General features: G+C 63.4%; 12 protein-coding genes and 1 tRNA gene. 4 read left to right on the top strand and 9 right to left on the bottom strand.

All coding sequences use genetic code 11. The features are described from left to right. Positions 1–9 precede the first annotated feature (9 nt). Entirely contained in the window at positions 10–1,281 is a 1,272-nt protein-coding gene (locus tag KUL25_RS08105; protein ID WP_257894828.1) for a lytic murein transglycosylase, read from the bottom strand. Between the two features lie 140 nt (positions 1,282–1,421). On the opposite strand from KUL25_RS08105, the gene KUL25_RS08100 reads away from it, so the two are divergent. Together KUL25_RS08100 and KUL25_RS08095 are read left to right on the top strand one after the other, a co-directional pair. Continuing rightward, entirely contained in the window at positions 1,422–1,604 is a 183-nt protein-coding gene (locus tag KUL25_RS08100; protein WP_257892484.1) for a DNA gyrase inhibitor YacG, read from the top strand. 103 nt (positions 1,605–1,707) lie between these two features. Beyond that, positions 1,708–1,782, top strand: a tRNA-Phe gene (locus tag KUL25_RS08095). 231 nt (positions 1,783–2,013) lie between these two features. Here the strand turns inward: KUL25_RS08095 and KUL25_RS08090 are convergent. After that, a complete protein-coding gene (locus tag KUL25_RS08090; RefSeq protein WP_257892483.1) occupies positions 2,014–2,940 on the bottom strand; it encodes an aminotransferase class IV in 927 nt (308 codons plus the stop codon). Positions 2,941–3,063: 123 nt separating this feature from the next. On the opposite strand from KUL25_RS08090, the gene KUL25_RS08085 reads away from it, so the two are divergent. Then, positions 3,064–3,324, top strand: a complete 261-nt coding sequence (locus KUL25_RS08085; RefSeq protein ID WP_257892482.1) for a hypothetical protein — start codon at positions 3,064–3,066, stop codon at positions 3,322–3,324. Here KUL25_RS08085 and ltaE read toward each other — a convergent pair. Then, positions 3,310–4,341, bottom strand: coding sequence for a low-specificity L-threonine aldolase (gene ltaE / locus KUL25_RS08080; protein WP_257892481.1), 1,032 nt, complete (start codon positions 4,339–4,341; stop codon positions 3,310–3,312). The genes KUL25_RS08085 and ltaE overlap by 15 nt on opposite strands. A 129-nt stretch (positions 4,342–4,470) precedes the next feature. Here ltaE and pdxR point away from each other — a divergent pair, with 129 nt between their 5' ends. Then, positions 4,471–5,946, top strand: coding sequence for a MocR-like pyridoxine biosynthesis transcription factor PdxR (pdxR, locus tag KUL25_RS08075; RefSeq protein ID WP_257892480.1), 1,476 nt, complete (start codon positions 4,471–4,473; stop codon positions 5,944–5,946). A gap of 107 nt (positions 5,947–6,053) precedes the next feature. Here pdxR and KUL25_RS08070 read toward each other — a convergent pair whose 3' ends face one another. The 6 genes from KUL25_RS08070 to KUL25_RS08045 form a co-directional block, all read right to left on the bottom strand. Next, the gene (locus KUL25_RS08070) at positions 6,054–8,492 is read right to left on the bottom strand and encodes a GcvT family protein (protein WP_257892479.1); all 2,439 of its coding nucleotides are present in this window, start codon (positions 8,490–8,492) and stop codon (positions 6,054–6,056) included. A gap of 60 nt (positions 8,493–8,552) precedes the next feature. Next, positions 8,553–9,884 (bottom strand): omega-aminotransferase AptA, encoded by a 1,332-nt coding sequence (gene aptA / locus KUL25_RS08065; RefSeq protein ID WP_257892478.1) that lies wholly within the window; start codon positions 9,882–9,884, stop codon positions 8,553–8,555. Positions 9,885–10,106: 222 nt separating this feature from the next. Beyond that, positions 10,107–11,099, bottom strand: coding sequence for a phosphate acetyltransferase (gene pta / locus KUL25_RS08060; RefSeq protein ID WP_427854408.1), 993 nt, complete (start codon positions 11,097–11,099; stop codon positions 10,107–10,109). A 1-nt stretch (position 11,100) separates the two neighbouring features. Next, a complete protein-coding gene (gene xsc, locus KUL25_RS08055; RefSeq protein ID WP_257892477.1) occupies positions 11,101–12,882 on the bottom strand; it encodes a sulfoacetaldehyde acetyltransferase in 1,782 nt (593 codons plus the stop codon). A gap of 226 nt (positions 12,883–13,108) precedes the next feature. Continuing rightward, on the bottom strand, positions 13,109–13,594 hold the full coding sequence (locus tag KUL25_RS08050) for a chemotaxis protein CheD (protein WP_257892476.1): 486 nt from the start codon (positions 13,592–13,594) through the stop codon (positions 13,109–13,111). Between the two features lie 32 nt (positions 13,595–13,626). After that, complete coding sequence (locus KUL25_RS08045; protein ID WP_257892475.1) at positions 13,627–14,568, bottom strand: chemotaxis protein CheB; 942 nt, start codon at positions 14,566–14,568, stop codon at positions 13,627–13,629. Positions 14,569–14,802: the final 234 nt, after the last annotated feature.

Raw genomic sequence — 14,802 nt, 5'->3', positions numbered from 1 at the left:
CCCATTTTCCTACCTCAATCGCCGCAACAAAGCGGCCGACGGCTCCCCGGTGACGGGCAATCCGTTGGCGGCCTGATAGGCGCTGATTGCGGCCTCGGTGCCGCTTCCAATGACCCCGTCCGGCGTGCCCGCGTCATACCCCGCGCGGTTCAACAGCTCCTGCAATTCGCGCCGTTGGGCCTGTGTCAAACCACTGTCATCGGCGCCGAAACTTTGCCGCAACGGCCCGCCTCCGTTGATCCGATCTGACAGGTATCCGACCCCGATACCGTAGTTGGTAGAGTTATTGTACCTCAGGATCACATTGAAATTGTGGAACAAAATCCAGGCAGGCGCCCCAGCGCCGCCGGGCGCGTGAAGGGCCGCTTGCCCGTGATCGGGCAGGGCACCGCCGCCCGCCCGTCGCACGCCTAGTTCGCTCCAACTGGCGACGCTGCGGCGCGTGTCGCGCCCCGTCGCGACAGAAAACCCCGAAGGCAGCGCGACTTCCATCCCCCACGGCTGCCCCGCCCGCCAGCCGGAGCGGGCTAAATAACTGGCGGTGGAGGCGAAGGAATCGGTCGGGTCGCTGGACCAGATATCGCGCCGCCCATCACCGCGAAAATCTACGGCGTGTTCTTCGTAAGTCGTTGGAATAAATTGTGTATGTCCCATCGCCCCCGCCCACGATCCCAGCATGCGCTCGGGTGTCGTGTCACCATTCTGGATGATCCTGAGCGCCGCAATCGTCTGCGCCTCAAAGAACCGCCCGCGCCGCCCTTCCCATGCCAAAGTGGACACCGCAGAGATCACCGGAATGTCCCCCAACCGAGTGCCATAGCGGCTTTCCACGCCCCAAACGGCGCAGCACACTTCCGCCGGCACACCGTAGCGCACCTCGACCTCGGCCAGCACGCTGCGATGCCCGGCAAACCGCGTTCGTCCCAGGCTGACGTCATCGTCGCCCGCAACAAGCGCCAGGTAATCCTCGGTGGAGCGCCGAAATTCAGTTTGATTCCGGTCTCGCTCAATGACGCCGGGCAAATATCCCGTCCCCCGCAATCCGCGTGTGATCGCATCCTCCGAGATCCCGGCCGCCCGCGCCCGACCCCGGAATCCCTCCAGCCAGGTGTCGTAAGAGGCATTGGGCTGCGGCATGAAGTCGGGGTCCGTCGAGGGCCCGCTGTCACCCGCAGCACCGATGCCGCGCTCTCCTCCACCGCCAAGGTCAAGGCCGCCGACACAGCCCGCCACCGTCAAGGATGCCGCACCCGCCCCGAATGTCCGCCGTGTGATCCGCAACGTGCCCATCCCTCGATTGTTTTCCCAGAGGTAACGACGCAAGCCCCTGTTTTGCAAGCACTCAGAGCGCGTTGAAGACTTGCGAGCGGCGATCTGCTCGCGCACAATGAAAGGCCCAATCACGACCAGGAGGTGCTGAGTTGTCCTGCCCCATTTGCGAAAAAGAGACCGATGCGACCTACCGCCCCTTCTGCTCGCGGCGCTGCGCCGACGTTGATCTGGGCCGATGGTTGAACGGGTCCTACGCGGTGCCATCCACAGACCCGGACGACACCGAGCAGGCGTTGGACGAGGCCGCTGAAGCGACGCTGAAAATCCATTGAGACCAAGCTGTTCGAAAAACCCGCAAGTCGCTATGGACAGCGTCTCAGGAACGCCCTAGAACGCGCCCACCCGAGGGGCTTTTCACAACGCTCCTGAACCCGTGCCCGGGTAGCTCAGGGGTAGAGCAGTGGATTGAAAATCCTCGTGTCGGTGGTTCGATTCCGCCCCCGGGCACCATTTAACTCAAAGGCTCAGAGAACGCAGCGGCTTCTTTCGGTCGCTACAGCCTTCATTCTACCATCCCTAAGACGGAAATCGCGGCGATGGGGCTGACCCACTGCGAATGCCGGGGCGATCTTCTTGGCAACGCGCCCAAAGAGCGCTCTTTTCAGGAAGATCGCGATAACGTTCGCAGATCTGCATCAGCCTATGCGAACGGACCGTGATTGCATGGTCGTGAGCGGCACGTCAGGCTTTCTGTGCCGCAATATGTCGGGCGATCAAAGCCTTATAGGCCGCCTGGATCCGTGCGGTGACGGGGCGGTCGCCGGTGCCAATCGCCTTTCCGTCGATCTCGGCGACCGGCGTTTGCGCGCCGAAGGTGCCCGTCAGAAAGGCCTCATCGGCGGAGACGGCTTCGTAGAGAGAGAAATTCTTCTCGAAGATCGGGATGCCCTCGGCCCGACACAAATCGATGACCTTTTGGCGCGTCACGCCGTTCATGCAGTAATCGCCCGTCGAGGTCCAAACCGCGCCCTTGCGCACGATGAAAAAGTTGCACGCGTTGGTGGTGTTCACAAAGCCATGGGGGTCCAGCATCAACCCCTCATCGGCGCCCGCCTGTTCGGCCTGAAGGCAGGCGATCACGCAGTTGAGCTTGGAGTGACTATTGTATTTGGCGTCCTGGCTCATCGGCAGACCCCGCACCTGTGGCACTGTCGCAAGCCGGATGCCCGTGCCGTGCAGGCGATCGACGGGCTTGGAATGCTCGCAGATGATGACCAGCGTCGGGCCGGAGCGTGACAGCGACGGGTGCTGGAACGGCTTCACCTTCACACCGCGCGTCAGCATCAGGCGGCAATGCACATCCGTGTGCATGTCATTGGCCTTTCGCGTCGCCTCCAGCGCGGCAAATATCCCCGCACGGTCCATGCCGACGTCAAGCGACACCGCTTTGCACGAGTCGAAGAAGCGATCCATGTGGTCGTCGAAGAAACTCCACACCCCGTCATACAGGCGCAACCCTTCCCACATGCCGTCGCCCAGAAGAAAGCCGCTGTCGTAGACCGAGACCTTTGCGTCATCGCGGTGGACCAGATCCCCGTTCACGTAGATCAGGATATCCGCATTGCGCGGATCTTCCAGCGCGTCATGTGTGGTGTGGGTTTGGGTCATCTGAAGCCTCTGGTTTGCTGTGCCCTTTGTGGCGAATGCTGCCGGGCTTGTCATCCTTGCCGATGACATCTGGAAATCAAGCGTCGGGTCGGGCACAGGGGGGGCGAGCAAGAAGGAGCACCCATGGACGTCGCATCATTGGCACAGAGCCTGACAGACTGGGTCGTGCGCGTCGGATCCACGGTGAACGACTTGCCGGGGACGGCGGCCTTTGGCCTGGGCCTGTTCACCTGGTTCGCCGTGGAACAGATCCTGCGCCGTGTGATGTCGGGGCTGCGCTGGGTCATTATCGTCGGGGCAATTGTCGCCTTGGGGTTGTCGGTGCCCTACCTCGCCAGCCTGATGTTCGAACGCGGCGGCGCGGCGCCCTTAAGTGACGGCTGAAAAGGCGGCCAGGATCTTGTCGAAATCCTTATCGTCAACGTCGCGATGCAGCACCAGCCGCATGGATGGCACCGGGGTAGAGGTTCGGATGCCATGGGCGGCAAGGGGGGCCAGATCAACGCCCGCGCGGGGTGTCAAGAAAACCATGTTGGTGGCATGGCTGACCTCCCCGAGGCCGAGCTTTTCCAGATGCGCGGCCAAGGCCTCTGCCCGGGCATGATCTTCGGTCAGGCGCTCCACGTTGTGCTCCAGCGCATAAAGCCCCGCCGCCGCCAGAATACCCGCCTGCCGCATGCCGCCGCCAAGCATCTTCCGCATGCGTCGCGCGCGCGCCAGCAGGTCCGCAGGGCCAAGCAGCACCGATCCAATCGGTGCGCCAAGGCCTTTGGACAGGCATACCGAGACCGTATCGAACGGGTCGGCAAGGGCGGCCTCGGTGCAATTCAACGCCGTGATCGCGTTGAAGAACCGGGCGCCGTCCAGATGCAGGCTCAACCCGCCTTTGCGACCTGCGGCGACGGCGGCCTCGATGCGGGGCAGGGGCACCGCCTTGCCGTAGTTGGTATTCTCCAACGATAACAAGCGGCTGATCGGGTGGTGGCTGTCGTCCTCCTTGATCGCCGCCGTCACATCGGCGGCTTCTACCGCCGCGTCGTCTGCGACGGGCAGCGCCTGAAGGGCCACGCCGCCCAGGACCGAGGCCCCGGCGGCCTCGTATCGGATCACATGGTAGCTTTCGCCCGAAATCACCTCTTCCCCGCGACCACAATGCGCCAGCATGGCCAGAAGGTTCGATTGCGTTCCCGACGGCACGAAAAGGCCCGCCTCCTTGCCCAACCGCGCGGCCAGAGAGGCCTCCAACCGGTTCACGCAAGGGTCGTCACCATAGACATCATCGCCCACCTCAGCCGCCGCCATTGCGGCGCGCATCTGGGCGCAAGGCTGGGTCACGGTGTCCGAGCGGAGGTCGGCAACAATCGGACCTGTGGGCGCGGCGGTGGCGGTGTATTGAGACATCGAAGGGCTCCTCATATGGCCCGTGCAAAGCACCACGGGCGCGGGGGCCGCGCAACCCAAACCGCACGCTTGGACTTGTTGTTTCCGGCGGATCACGCCAATTTGGCCTTATTAATCGTGTGAGTCCTTATGGCCATCATTTCCGAGCATCATATCTTCCTGCCGGAAGACGCGAATGTGGGGCTGCAAACCCGCCTGAAGGACGCCATCACGCGCGCCATCTGGGACGGCCGTTTTGCGCCGGGGGATCGCTTGCCTGCCACGCGCGCGCTCGCCCGGCATCTGGGGATCAGCCGCATCACGGTCAGTCTTGCCTATGATAGCCTGCTGTCGACGGGCTACATCGTTTCCGTCGCGCGGTCGGGGTATTTCGTGGCCAATGACGCCCCGACGCAATTGCAGGCGGTCGCCCCCAACAAGATGCAAGTGAGCGAGCGTTTGGACTGGAGCGATCGCCTGGGTCCCGTGCCGCCTGCCTTGGGCGGGCAGGCCACACCTGCCGATTGGCGCAGCTTCCGCTATCCGTTCATCTTCGGAGAACTGGACCTGGCGCGCTTTCCCGTCGACGATTGGCGTGATTGCGTTCGGCGTGGCCTTGGCAAACGGCATTTCGAGCAGATCGCAGATGATGCCAGCGACCGCGATGATCCGTTTCTTGTTGAACAGATCGTGCGCCGCTCGATCTCGGGGCGCGGGGTGGCGGCCTCGGTGGATGAGGTTCTGGTCACGGCGGGGGCGCAGAATGCGCTGTGGCTGACCGTGCAGGTCCTGTTCGGTGGCAAGGGCGGTGAGGTCGCCATGGAGGATCCAGGCTATCCAGAGCTGCGCAACCTGTTGCACCAGCAGGGGCTGAAGATCCATCCGGTTCCCGTGGACCGCGACGGCATGAAGATTGACCGCATCCCCAAAGGCGTTCGGGCCGTGTTCGTCACCCCGTCCCATCAAGCGCCTACGGGGGCCACGATGTCCATGGCGCGCCGCCGCGCGTTGCTGGAGCGCGCCGAGGCCGAGGATTTCGTCGTCATTGAGGATGATTACGATTTCCAGATGAGCTATTCGACACCGGCATTGCCGGCGCTGAGGTCCATCGATCAGCGGGGGCGGGTGATTTATGTCGGCAGTTTCTCGAAATCCATCTTTCCGGGACTGCGGTTGGGGTATCTGACCGCCGATGCCCGCGTGGTGGCGCACGCCCGTGCCTTGCGCACCCTGTCGGAGCGGCACCCGCCCGGCCTGACCCAACGCACGGTCGCCTATTTCCTTTCAGAAGGGCATTACAACAGCCATGCGCGACGCATGCGGATGCGGATGGCGCGCCGCAACGAGGTTCTGCGCGAGGCCTTGGAAGACCATCGGCTGACCCCGGCATTGAAACGCGCGACCGGCGGGACGACCCTTTGGTTGCAGGGGCCAGACGGGCTCGATGCCGATGCGCTGGCCGTCGCATTGCGCGACAAGAGCGTGCTGATCGAGGCGGGGTCATCGTTTTATGCCCGCGAAGATGCGCCGAAAAACCGGATCCGCCTGGGCTTTGCCACGATCGAGACAGCCCGCATCGCTGAAGGCGTGGCCCTGATCGCGGAGGCGATCCGCGAGCAGGCTTGAGCCCGTCGTGGGGCGGTGTGTGCAGCTTGCACAAGGCATTCAATACGTTGAAATAAAACGTTTAAAGCCGATAATTGGTTTTGCGCGCGTGCGGCCTTTTCCGCCGCCTAGATGCGCACACGCTCGGATTTTGGGTCATACATCGGGCGGGTGCTGACCTCTGCCTTCACGCGGGTGCCTGCGACCTCGATTTCATAGCTTGAGGCCAGCATCTCGGCCGGGCTTTCGCCGGGGCAGGGGACGTAGCCCATGCCGATGGCACCGCCAAGGGTGTGGCCGTAGTTGCCCGAGGTCACGTAGCTGACCACCTCGCCGTCCCGAATGATCGGCTCGGCGTGGAACAGCATCGCCTCCGGATCGGTCAGCTTGAACTGAACCATCCGCAGTTGCGGGCCCTCGTCGCGCTTGCGCGCCACCGCATCCGCACCAATGAAGTCGGACTTCGTTTTCGACACCGCAAACCCCAGCCCCGCTTCCACCACATGATCCTCTCCGGTGATATCATGGCCGAAATGGCGGAAGGCCTTCTCGATCCGGGCGCTGTCCATCATGTGCATGCCGCACAGGCGCAAGCCGTGGTCAGCCCCCGCTTCGTGCAGCACCTCGAACACATGGGCGGCCTGGTCGGCGGAAACGTAGATCTCCCACCCCAATTCGCCCACATAGGTCACGCGGTGGGCCCGGGCGATGCCAAGGCCGATCTCGATTGGTTGTGCAGTGCCAAACGGAAACGCCTCGTTCGACCAATCGTGGGGGCTGACCGATTGCAGAAGCGCGCGCGAATTAGGGCCCATGACGGCGATGACCGCCTCTGCCGCCGTGACGTCAGCAATCACCACCACCTCGTCGCGGCGGTTCATCTTCAGCCAGGCCATATCGCGGATCAGCGTCGCGGCGGGGGTGACGATGAAATAGCTGTCGTGGGCAAGGCGGGTGATGGTGACATCCGCCTCGATCCCGCCGCGCGCGTTAAGGAACTGCGTGTAGACGATCTTGCCCACGGGCACCGACATGTCGCCGCCCGCAATGCGGTTCAGGAAGGCCTCTGCATCGGGGCCGTCAACGCGGATCTTGCCGAAAGACGACATGTCGTACAGGCCAACAGCCTCGCGCACCGCGCGGTGTTCCTGGGCCTGATTGTTGAACCAGTTCTGGCCCTTCCAGTCATAGCGATACGCCCGCTCCTGCCCCGCATCGGCGAACCAATTGGCGCGTTCCCAGCCCGCCAATTCCCCGAACACCGCGCCCGCGGCCTTCAAAGGTTCGTGCAAAGGCGACCGCCGCACGCCCCGCGCGGTGGCCTTCTGGCGATAGGGGTAGTGGTCCGCATAGAGTAGCCCGAGCGTCTCGGACGCGCGTTCGCGCAGATACCTCCGGTTGCGCTGGAACGGCTGCATCCGGCGGATGTCGACGTCGCCGATGTCAAACGGCGGGATGCCGTTCTGCATCCATTCCGCCAGCGCCCACCCCGCGCCGCCGCCCGATTGGATCCCGATGGAGTTGAAGCCCGCGCAGACCCAATAGCCGTCAACCTCGGGTGCGGGGCCAAGGTGGTAGGCGTCATCCGGCGTGAAGCTTTCCGGGCCGTTGAAGAAGGTGTGAATGCCCGCCTCCGCCAGCATCGGCATCCGCTCGATCGCGTTCTCCAAAATCGGCTCGAAATGGTCGAAATCCTCGGGCAGTTGGTCGAATTCGAAATCTTCCGGGATCGGGCCCCAGGGTTTGGACACCGGCTCGAACGCGCCCAGAAGCATCTTGCCCGCGTCTTCCTTGTAGTAGGCGCACTCGTCCGGCACCCGCAAAACCGGCAGCTGCTGCAAACCGTCAATCGCCTCCGTCACGATGTAGAAGTGCTCGCAGGCTTGCAACGGCACGTTCACGCCCGCCATCGCGCCGAAATCGCGCGCCCACATGCCGGCGCAGTTCACCACGATGTCGGTCTGGATCGTTCCAACTTTGCCGTCGGCCTCCCAACTGATGCCATTGACCTTGCCGCCTTCGGTATCGACGCCCGTGACCTTGACGTTTTCCAGCACCGTCGCGCCGCCCATTCGCGCGCCCTTGGCCATGGCCAGCGCGATGTTGGCGGGGTCGCCCTGCCCATCCAGCGGCAGGTGCACGGCGGCAGTCATGTTGTCGGTGTTGACGTGGGGGTAAAGCCTGTTGACCTCGGCCGCGTCGATCTCATGGACCTCCACGCCGAAGGCGCGGGCCATGGACGCCTGCCGCCGGATTTCCTCGGCGCGGTGCTCCGTCAATGCCATGGTGATCGACCCGCAGCGGCGAAAGCCCGTGGCCACGCCCGTTTCGGCCTCCAGATTTCCGTAGAGTTCCTGGGAATACTTCGCCAGCCGGGTCATGTTCTTGGTGGCGCGCAACTGCGCGATCAGGCCCGCCGCGTGCCACGTGGTGCCAGACGTCAGGCGCTTGCGCTCCAACAGCACGACATCCGTCCAGCCCAGTTTCGCCAGATGATAGGCGACGGAACAGCCTGCGACGCCGCCGCCGACGATGACAACGCGGGCGTGGGAGGGGACATTGGACATGTGGTAAAACCCTGATCGCGAATGAAAAAGGGCGGGCCGTTTCCAGCCCGCCCATATGGATTAGCCGTTGGCCAGCATGTGGTCCAACGTTTTGCGGAAGCGGCCCACGATCTCGTCGACATGGTCGCGCGTGGCGATGAACTGCGGCGCAATGATCGCGTTGTCGCCGGTAAACTTCACCGAAAGACCATCCCAGAACATGCGTTTCTGCAACTCGGTCCCGCGCATGCCGGGGCCGCCCTCGGCGTGCACTTCCACACCCGCCATCAGGCCCGCCACGCGGATGTCCTTGATCATCTCGTGCCCCTTGAGGCCGTCCATCAGCGCGTCCTCAAAGTAGGGGATCAGGTCGGCGGACCGCTGGATCAGATCCTCTTCCTCGATGATCTCCATCATCGCGTTGCCTGCGGCACAGGCGGCGGGATGGCCCGAGTAGGTGTAGCCGTGGAAGAACTCCGTCAGGCCCCGCTTGGAAGACCCAACCACCGTCTCGTAAATGTCATCGCGGCACGCGACAGCACCCATGGGGATGGACCCGTTGGTCAGCGCCTTGGCCATGGTGATGATATCGGGCTCCACGTCGTATTTCTGCGCGGCAAACGCCGTGCCCATGCGGCCGAAGCCGGTGATGACCTCATCGAAGACCAGCAAGATGCCGTACTGGTCACAGATCTTGCGAAGCTGTTGCAGGTAGCCCTTGGGCGGCGGCAGCGCGCCGGTGGACCCTGCAACCGGCTCCACAAACACAGCCGCGATGTTGTTGCCGCCATAGGTCTGGGCCATCCGCTCCAGATCATTGGCCAGCTCAACGCCGTTATGCTCGGAATGGCCGCCGGGGATGAACGTCTCGGACGGGTCATAGGTGTGGCGCAGCATCATGACGCCGGGAACCGTGGCGTGGAAAATGTCGCGGTTCTTGACCATGCCCGACAGGCTCACGCCGCCGATGTTCACGCCGTGATACGCCCGCTCGCGGCTGACAAACCGGGGCCGCGTCTCGCCGCGCGCGTTCCAGTAGGCCATGACGATCTTCATCGCCGTGTCCACGGACTCAGAGCCGGAGTTGGTGAAGAACACGTGGTTCATCTGTTCGGGCAGCATACGGCTGATCTTTTCGGCCAGCTTGAAGCTGCCCGGATGGCCCGCCTGGAAGGGCATGACGTAAGTGTATTCCGTCATCTGCTTGGCGACGGCCTCGGCAATCTTGGGGTGGCAGTGACCGGCGGGTGAGCAGAACAGACCTGACGAGCCGTCCAGAAGCTGACCCCCACGGTGGTCATAAAGGTGCACCCCCTCGGCGCGCACGACAAGGCGCGGGTCCTCCTTGAAGCCGCGATTGTCAGAGAACGGCATCCAGTGCGCTTCAAGCGAGTTCGTTGCGTCATAGGCCATGGTAGAAACCTCCCAGAAGGGCCCTTGGGGGGCCGGAATAAGATGTGCGAAAATCGCTCCGATCACGGGGCAGGAGTAGGGCCAGAGCGGACGATGACTAAGGCCACGCGATTGTGGGGCAGGGTAGGGCGGCGCACGGCATGGAATTTGCGCCCACAGCGGGGCGATAAATTGTTCTATAAGAATGTTTTGTGTAATTAAAACAGTAGCTTAAAGGTGTGCTCAAGCTTGAGCACCCTGCACAGCCGTCACGGCGATCATCTGGACGATGTCATCCACGCTACATCCGCGCGACAAATCATTCGCCGGTTTGGCCAGCCCTTGCAGGACCGGTCCGATCGCCGTGGCCCCCCCGATCCGCTGCGCGATCTTGTAGCCGATATTGCCCGCGTCGAGGTTGGGGAACACGAGCACATTGGCATGGCCCGCCACCGGCGATCCTGCTGCTTTGGATGCGCCGACAGCGGGCACGATGGCCGCGTCGAACTGCAACTCGCCATCAAGCGCCAGATCGGGGGCGGCCTCCTGCGCGAGGTGCGTGGCCTCAACCACCTTGTCGACTGCCGGATGCCGCGCGCTGCCCTTGGAAGAGAACGACAGCATCGCAACCTTCGGCGCAACGTCCAGAAGTGTCCGGGCTGAGGCTGCGGCCTGCTGCGCGATGGCGGCAAGTTCTTGCGCCGAGGGATCGATGACCAGCCCGCAGTCGGAAAAGATCATGCCGCGTGCACCAAGCGGGTGATCCTCGGGCAGGACCATCAGGAAGAACGACGACACAAGCCCCGCGCCCTTGGCCTTGCCGATCACTTGCAAGGCGGCACGCACGGTATCGGACGTCGTGTGTATCGCCCCGCCAACGGTGCCGTCAGCCAGGCCTTCGCGCACCATCATGGCCGCGAACACGAGGGGCTGGCGGACGAGTTGCGCGGCCTGCGCCTCGGTCACGCCCTTGTGGGCGCGGTGGGCTTGGAAAGCAGTAGTGAAGGCGGGAAGGAGGGGGGAAGCCTCGGGGTCTTCGATGGCAATGCCAGGGCCCACAACGCCCGCAAGGGACGCAGGCCCGACAAGTGTGACCCGGGCCAAGCCCCGGTCTGTGGCGACCCGCGCGGCCTGTTGTACGCGCGGATCACTGCCTTCGCTCAGCACGATGTGCTTCAGGTCTGCCGCCGCGCGGGCAGCGATGACGGCCAGCGGATCACGGGCCGCCATATCCATGTCAGGCGACCTTCTGCGGACGCATGTCATCCTTGGAGATTCCGGCGACCTGCACCGGCTTCTTCATCGCGTCGCGACGGAAGGGATCACCCAGTTCCTGGTTGATCATCGCCTCGATCAAGGTGGTGATGCCGTTTTCCATCTGATCCTTGATCGCTTGATCCAGCGCTGCCGTCAGCTCTTCCTGGGTGCGGGCGACCACACCCTTCAGGCCGCAGGCATTGGCGATGCCGGAGTAGCTGACCTCTTCGTCCAACTCGGTGCCGACGAAATTGTCGTCGAACCAAAGCGTAGAGTTCCGCTTTTCCGCGCCCCACTGGTAGTTGCGGAACACGATCTGGGTGATCGCGGGCCAATCGCCCCGGCCAATCGCCGTCAATTCATTGACCGCGATACCGAAAGCGCCGTCGCCGGCAAAGCCCACGACCGGCACGTCAGGCCGCCCGATCTTGGCGCCGACAATGGCGGGCAGGCCGTAGCCGCAGGGGCCAAAGAGGCCGGGGGCGAGGTACTTGCGGCCCTCGTTGAACGACGGATAGGCGTTGCCGATGGCGCAGTTGTTGCCGATGTCGCTGGAGATGATCGCCTCTACCGGCAGAGCGGCCTGGATGGCGCGCCACGCCATGCGGGGGGACATCCAATCGGGCTTGGCGGCGCGCGCGCGGACGTTCCAATCGGTGCCGGGGTCGTCCTGCTCTTCGGTCATGGAGGACAGTTCCTGCGCCCAGGCCGATTTGGTCTGCGCGATGTGGTTCTTGCGATCCTCGCGGCCCGCGTCGCCCGCATCATCGGCCAGCTGTCGCAGGATGCCGTTCGCCACCTTGGCCGCGTCGCCCACGATGCCCACGGTGACTTTTTTGGTCAGGCCGATGCGGTCGGGGTTGATGTCGACCTGGATGATCTTGGCATCGGCGGGCCAGTATTCGATGCCGTAGCCCGGCAGCGTGGAGAAGGGGTTGAGGCGGGTGCCAAGGCACAGGACGACGTCTGCGTCCTTGATCAACTCCATCCCGGCCTTGGAGCCGTTGTAGCCCAAGGGACCGGCGAAAAGCGGATGGTTGCCGGGGAAGGCGTCGTTGTGCTGGTAGCCCACGCAGACGGGTGCCGTCAGACGCTCGGCCAGGTTTTTGGAGGCCTCGATGCCGCCCGCGGACAGGACCACGCCGGCACCGTTGAGGATGACGGGGTTCTTGGCCTGGGAGAGCAGAGCGGCAGCTTGCGAAACGGAATTCTCACCACCGGGGGAGGCTTCGAATTCGATCGGATCGGGGATCTCGATATCGACGACCTGGGTCCAGAAATCGCGGGGGATGTTGATCTGAGCCGGACCGGACAGGCGCTTGGCCTGGGAGATCACGCGGGTGAGGACTTCGGCCACGCGGGTCGGGTCGCGGACCTCTTCCTGGTAGGCGACCATATCCTCGAACAGTTTCATCTGCTCGACCTCCTGGAAACCGCCCTGACCGATGGTCTTGTTGGCCGCCTGCGGCGTGACCAGCAGAAGTGGCGTGTGGTTCCAGTACGCGGTTTTCACGGCGGTCACGAAGTTGGTGATGCCGGGGCCGTTTTGCGCGATCATCATGGACATCTTGCCAGTGGCGCGCGTGTAGCCGTCTGACATCATGCCAGCCGAGCCTTCGTGGGCACAGTCCCAGAACTTGATGCCCGCGTCGGGGAAAATGTCAGAGATGGGCATCATGGCAGAGCCGATGATGCCGAAAGCGTTGTCGATGCCGTGGGCCTGAAGGGTTTTGACGAAGGCTTCTTCGGTGGTCATTTTCATGGCGAATCTCCCGAGAGCGGACTCCCCCGTGGGTCCGCGATTGCGCCGTTAATGAGGCCAGAGGTCTCAATAGTGGTAGGGCCAATTATCTCAACGGATAGGGCCAGCGGCGGCGCAAGGTGAATGATCCAACGATTCCAAGTGGTCTGGAGCCGTCGCTGCGAGACACCTTGTCCCGCGTGACTTCGACATAGGGCCTTGGCCGGGAGGGATCAAAGCAAAAACGTCAAAACAGCTCGATGTCGGGGCCGCTGGGTTTTCTGGCGATGGGTTTTTCGATCGGCGCCTTTTGCATGAGCGCGACCTGCGCCGTGCCCTTGAATGGGGTGAACCGGATGCGCCTGCCAAGCGTGCCCCCCAGATCACTGCCACGCAGGGTGAAACCCTCGGTCTTGACGAACTCCATCGCGAAGGCGCTGTTGGCCGCGCCGACGCCCGTTTGCGTGCCAAGAACATTGGCGCCACCAAAAAGCCAAACCTCAAGACGACGCCGATCCGCCCCCTTGCGCAGGAGTGCGTTGATCAAGTCTTCCATACTCTTCGCGCCATAGCGGACATTGCCACTGTCGCGTGGGTCCGAGCCGGGCAGAAGGAAATGGTTCATGCCGCCGATCCGCCGCTCAGGATCGCGAACGCAGGCCGCGACGCAGGACCCCAGAATGCTTGTCAGAACCTCATTGGGATCCTGGGACACCTGGGTTTGCCCTTGCATGACATGGGTTGTTCTGGCTGGCGTTGCATGCATCATTTGCTGATTTCCTCTCGCGCTGTGGCGGCGGCCAGAATCGCCTTGCCGATCTTTTGAAGGGGCAGAACCTCGCAGGCGGCGCCTTCTTCTGCCGCGACCCTTGGCATGCCGTAGACGACCGACGTCGCGGCGTCCTGGGCGATTGTCCATGCCCCGGCCTGCCGCATTGCGGCCAACCCCGTGGCACCATCCCGGCCCATCCCGGTCAAAAGCACACCAACAGCACGCCCCTTCAAAGCGGCAGCGCTTTGAAACAACACATCAACAGAGGGTCGATGGCCGGATACCGGCGGCTTCTCAACCAGGATGCACCGAAGGGCGCGTGGCTGAAGTTCCAGATGCATCGGCAGGCCGGGCGCGAAGGCGACCACGCCCGGGCGAAGGGCAAACTGGTCCGTCGCGGCAACGACTTTGGCCGGGCACGCGCGGTCCAGACGACCCACGACGCCGTTCAGATACTCTGGCTTGATATGTTGTACGACGACGGTCGGCGGGCAGGTGGCTGGGAAGCTTGACAGGACCTGTTTCAAGGCCTCGATCCCACCGGTCGAGGCGCCAATGGCGACAAGTCTTTGACCCGTGCCCAGACCCTCGGGCGTCCTGGGGGCCATTGGGGGCACTGCGCCGACGGACAGGCCGATCAAACTCGCAATCGTCGAGGCCGATGCGTCGCGCTCTACCCGCACGAGGGTGCAGCGAATGGCCGCCAGCATGGCCTCGAACATTGGAAATTCGAGTTGCCGGGTGATCGTCCTGTTGCAGATCACCAAGTCGGGCGGATGCGCCTCTGTCCGCGCGTAGGCCTCTGCCAACGACGCGAAGTCACCTACAATCTCAAAGCGCGGATCTTGGTTAATATCGGCCACAGCCGTGCGCCGCATCGTGCTGTCGGGCAGAATGATGACCGCCCGGAGGGCAGGTGGTGACCGATGGAGCACGTTCTTGACCTTCCTTGGCGCAGTTCAAATTCAGGGCGACGATGCAAGGCACGCGCCCCCGGTGTTCCGTCGGGAGTAGGGGCAAAGGATTAAGAATTCCTGTCGAAGGCGGGCCCGTGCGTCATGCGGAAAGCGGCATTTCGATAAATCACGAAATTGGGGTGACGTTAACGCGTTCTTCATTCGAGCGGCGCTATCCCTCATGGCGATCAGGCCCAGGGCCATTGCTGCGCT

It is taken from the genome of Gymnodinialimonas phycosphaerae (genome assembly GCF_019195455.1).
Taxonomy (GTDB): domain Bacteria; phylum Pseudomonadota; class Alphaproteobacteria; order Rhodobacterales; family Rhodobacteraceae; genus Gymnodinialimonas; species Gymnodinialimonas phycosphaerae.
The sequence above is the reverse complement of the archived record's forward strand: the minus strand, read 5'-3'. Positions and strand labels throughout refer to the sequence as shown.

What these genes read in the sequence shown, in the direction of transcription:
- KUL25_RS08090 (WP_257892483.1), bottom strand. Translation starts at nt 2,940, where the DNA reads ATGACCCAAACCCACACCACACATGACGCGCTGGAAGATCCGCGCAAT.
- KUL25_RS08085 (WP_257892482.1), top strand. Translation starts at nt 3,064, where the DNA reads ATGGACGTCGCATCATTGGCACAGAGCCTGACAGACTGGGTCGTGCGC.
- ltaE (WP_257892481.1), bottom strand. Translation starts at nt 4,341, where the DNA reads ATGTCTCAATACACCGCCACCGCCGCGCCCACAGGTCCGATTGTTGCC.
- pdxR (WP_257892480.1), top strand. Translation starts at nt 4,471, where the DNA reads ATGGCCATCATTTCCGAGCATCATATCTTCCTGCCGGAAGACGCGAAT.
- KUL25_RS08070 (WP_257892479.1), bottom strand. Translation starts at nt 8,492, where the DNA reads ATGTCCAATGTCCCCTCCCACGCCCGCGTTGTCATCGTCGGCGGCGGC.
- aptA (WP_257892478.1), bottom strand. Translation starts at nt 9,884, where the DNA reads ATGGCCTATGACGCAACGAACTCGCTTGAAGCGCACTGGATGCCGTTC.
- pta (WP_427854408.1), bottom strand. Translation starts at nt 11,099, where the DNA reads ATGGATATGGCGGCCCGTGATCCGCTGGCCGTCATCGCTGCCCGCGCG.
- xsc (WP_257892477.1), bottom strand. Translation starts at nt 12,882, where the DNA reads ATGAAAATGACCACCGAAGAAGCCTTCGTCAAAACCCTTCAGGCCCAC.
- KUL25_RS08050 (WP_257892476.1), bottom strand. Translation starts at nt 13,594, where the DNA reads ATGCAAGGGCAAACCCAGGTGTCCCAGGATCCCAATGAGGTTCTGACA.